2 protein-coding genes and 1 tRNA gene are annotated in these 3168 nt (G+C 70.5%); 2 read left to right on the top strand and 1 reads right to left on the bottom strand.

From position 1 onward, the window contains the following. Window positions 1-175: 175 nt before the first annotated feature. Both E1283_RS34235 and E1283_RS34230 read left to right on the top strand, forming a co-directional pair. Window positions 176-526 carry a metallopeptidase family protein gene (locus E1283_RS34235; protein ID WP_132822065.1) on the top strand — a complete coding sequence of 117 codons (351 nt, stop codon included), beginning with the start codon at window positions 176-178 and terminating at the stop codon, window positions 524-526. A gap of 48 nt (window positions 527-574) precedes the next feature. Continuing rightward, window positions 575-650 (top strand) — tRNA-Glu (locus E1283_RS34230). Between the two features lie 33 nt (window positions 651-683). On the opposite strand, the gene E1283_RS34225 is transcribed toward E1283_RS34230, so the two are convergent. Beyond that, the gene (locus E1283_RS34225; protein ID WP_132822064.1) at window positions 684-3137 is read right to left on the bottom strand and encodes a hypothetical protein; all 2454 of its coding nucleotides are present in this window, start codon (window positions 3135-3137) and stop codon (window positions 684-686) included. Window positions 3138-3168: the final 31 nt, after the last annotated feature.

The following is a 3168-nucleotide window of genomic DNA, read 5'->3' as shown; positions in this document are numbered from 1 at the left end:
GGCGGGGCGGGGCGGCGTTCCCCCCTTCAACTCCCGCACCGCTGCGGAGGACACGCCAGAACGTTCGTCCTTGTGGGGGACGGCGGCGATCCCGTCCGCGCCCCGGCGGACCGCCGTCCCACGTCTCCGGCACCGAGGGTGCCGTCCACGGCGGGGATCCCGGAGAATGGGCGGTGTGCTGGAGATGACGCGCGACGACTTCGAGACGCTGGTCAGTGACGCCCTCGACCGGATCCCACCCGAGCTGACCCGCCTCATGGACAACGTCGCCGTCTTCGTGGAGGACGAGCCGCCGGTCGGCGAGCCGGAGTTGCTCGGCCTCTACGAGGGCGTCCCGCTCACCGAACGCGGCGAGTGGTACGCCGGGGCCCTGCCGGACCGGATCTCGGTGTACATGGGCCCGACGCTGCGCCTGTGCGAGACGCCGGACGAGGTCGTGCACGAGGTCGCCACCACCGTGATCCACGAGGTCGCCCACCACTTCGGCATCGCGGACGAACGGCTGCACGAGCTCGGCTGGGGATGACCCGAGCCAGAAGGGCCGGCTCGTAGTAGGATCGCCTCGTTCCAACCGGCCCCCATCGTCTAGCGGCCTAGGACGCCGCCCTTTCAAGGCGGTAGCGCGGGTTCGAATCCCGTTGGGGGTACCAGTTCCGAGGGCGGCGTGCCGGGGCGCGGGTGATCTAGCTCGGGCCCGGCGCCCGGTTCGCGTTGTCGAAGCCGTCCTCGTACATGCCCATCTCCTCGCCTATGCCCAGTCTGCCGGTGTAGGAATTCGCGTACCTGCGCAGGTCGGACCTGTCGAAGCCCGTGTGCGACGGGTTCGTCGCGTCGGGCCGTGGCGGTCCCGGAACCCCGGCGTCGGCCGCGCGTGCCGCGTCGGCGATGGCCACCCGTCCGTTGACGTCGCCCCACACCTCCCTGTTCCGTGCCGCCCACCGCTCCGCTTCCTCGGCGCTGTCGTCCATCTGGTCCACCATGAGGTCCGCCCCTTCGCTGAGACCGAAGAACCCGAGCGCGCCGGGGGGACCGGCCGCCAGTGTCGAGGCGGCCCCGAATCCGATCTTGGCGGCCTTGAAGCCCATGCCGGCGGCCTCGGTTCCGCTGGTGTCCGCCTGCCCCTGCACGTACGCCACGGTGCCCTCGATGGTGCCGATGTTGTAGAAGGTGTCGACATCCGGGGTCCCCGACCCGAACTCGGCTCTCGCCCTCGCCGACTCCCACAGGGCGACCTGGTCGAAGAAGCTCTGGCGGACGTCCCCCTCGGTCTCGTTCATCATGCCGAAGAGCGCCTGCCGGTCCTTGGCGGAGAACGTGAAGGCGTTCTGGTACTGCGTTCCGTTGATGGCCGGCTCCTCGGCCGTGGTGCCACCGGTCCACAGGCGGGTCTGGTCCCCGTCGTTGGACAGCAGATCCAGGTACCTGAGCGTCGTGTCACCGACCGCCCGTTGCAGCGGCGAGTGATTGGTCTGACTGATCCCCATCGGATCCTGCGGGGCGTTGATCTGGTCGGGGTGGTCCTTGGCGTACCCGAGCACGTCGTAGGCGGCCTCCACGTACCGCATGGCCTCGACGCCCTGCGGGTCCACCCCGTCGGGAACCGTCGTCCCGCTGTCGATCAGATCGGCGGCGCCAGCGCTGTTGTACCAGCGCTGGGAGAGCAGATCACCCCGGAACGTGTCGTCCCTGAGGAGGTCGGCGGACACCTCGGTGTTCAGCGCCGCCGCCGAGAGCATGCCGCTGCTGCCGGAGTTCTGCTCCGACACCCCCTGGAACCGGGCCTCCGCCCTGGACGCCACCTTCTCGGCCTCGACTGCGGATGTCGCCAGTTCCTTGGCGAACGCGTCGCCGGGCGCGACGTCCGCGGTGGCCATCAGCCCGCCGAACCCGTTGAGATCTCGCTGTTCCTCGATGAACCGGGACTCGGAGGTGGGCACCCCTCTCCCGTCGACCGTGAACGGGCTTTCGAGGAAGTTCCGAATGGACTCCGGCACGTTCCGCATGCCCTCTCCCGAGGGGTCGATGCCGCCGGCGTCCGGATTCGTCAGCATGGAGATGCCGTTGGCGACGTCCGCCTTGGCCGCTTCGCTGACCCGGCCGAGGTCGGGCAACCGCCCGAGCCTGCCCAGGGTTTCCGAGTCCAGTGACCCGTAGAACCGTTCGAGGTAGGCGCGTTCGTCGGCCGTCAACTGTCGCTCGGGGTCACCGGGAGGTTGGGCGTCTCCGTAGACGCCGTCCCCGATCGCCCCGAGTCCCTGCGTGTACAGGCTCAGCAACTCGGGGTCGGGCTCCTCCTTCCGCGATTCCTCGCCGAACTGCTGCGCGTCGAACTTCGCCATGTCCTCGGTGGTCCAGAGCCCCAACGGACCGGCGGTCAGGTCGTAGCCGAGGCGCCGGAGCTCGGCGCCCTCCTGGGCGAGCCGGTGCCGGTAGACCTCGATCTCGTCGTCGATCTCGCCGTAGGCGGCCGAGGCGTCGCTGGCCGCGTTCCCCAGGTGCGTGTTCCTGACGTCGGCGGCCTCGGAGTCGGGAAAGGCGTAGGAGGTGCCCTGGGCGCCGGTGGTCGGCAACGCGGTCGCGGTACGTCCGCCGTACTGGACCAACAGCGGCGTGTGCACCGGCGCCGACCCGCCCTGGGGCTGGGCCCGCTGCCAGGCGTCCCACTCCGCCGCCCGTTCCGCGACCCTGGCCTGGAGCGCCCGCTGCATGCCGTTCCACTCGACCACCGCCGCCCGGAGGTGGCGGGCGTAGTCGTCCTCCAGCTTCCCCGGGTCATGGATGAGGCCGGTCACCTTCTCGTCGGTGTCGATGGCCTGGTTCATCGCCCTGACCAGGTGCCGGACCACGCCGTCGATGTCGTCGCCGCCGCTCTGCAGCGCGCGGTCCGTCGCGTCGATCCGGCCCTCGGCGTCCACCAGGGCCGAGCCGTCCCGCGCGCCCGACTGCTCGGAGACCCTGGTGGCCCGCTCGGCGAGGTCGGCGGCGTCGCGTGCCTGGCTCGCGGCCCGGGCGTAGGCGGCCGCCGTCTCGGCCATGTCGTCCGGATCGATCTCCTCGTGGAACTCGCGCTGCCTGGTCCACGGCTTCCTGCCGGCCCTGGCCTCGACCTCGTCACGGGTGAAACTCAGATCGGGCATCCCCCGTCCCCCTGGCTCTTATACACATCTC

It is taken from the genome of Streptomyces hainanensis (genome assembly GCF_004348415.1).
Lineage (GTDB): Bacteria > Actinomycetota > Actinomycetes > Streptomycetales > Streptomycetaceae > Streptomyces > Streptomyces hainanensis.
The sequence above is the reverse complement of the archived record's forward strand: the minus strand, read 5'-3'. Positions and strand labels throughout refer to the sequence as shown.

Bases quoted from the DNA above. Each gene is read 5' to 3' on its own strand.
- E1283_RS34225 (WP_132822064.1), bottom strand. From the start codon at position 3,137: ATGCCCGATCTGAGTTTCACCCGTGACGAGGTCGAGGCCAGGGCCGGC.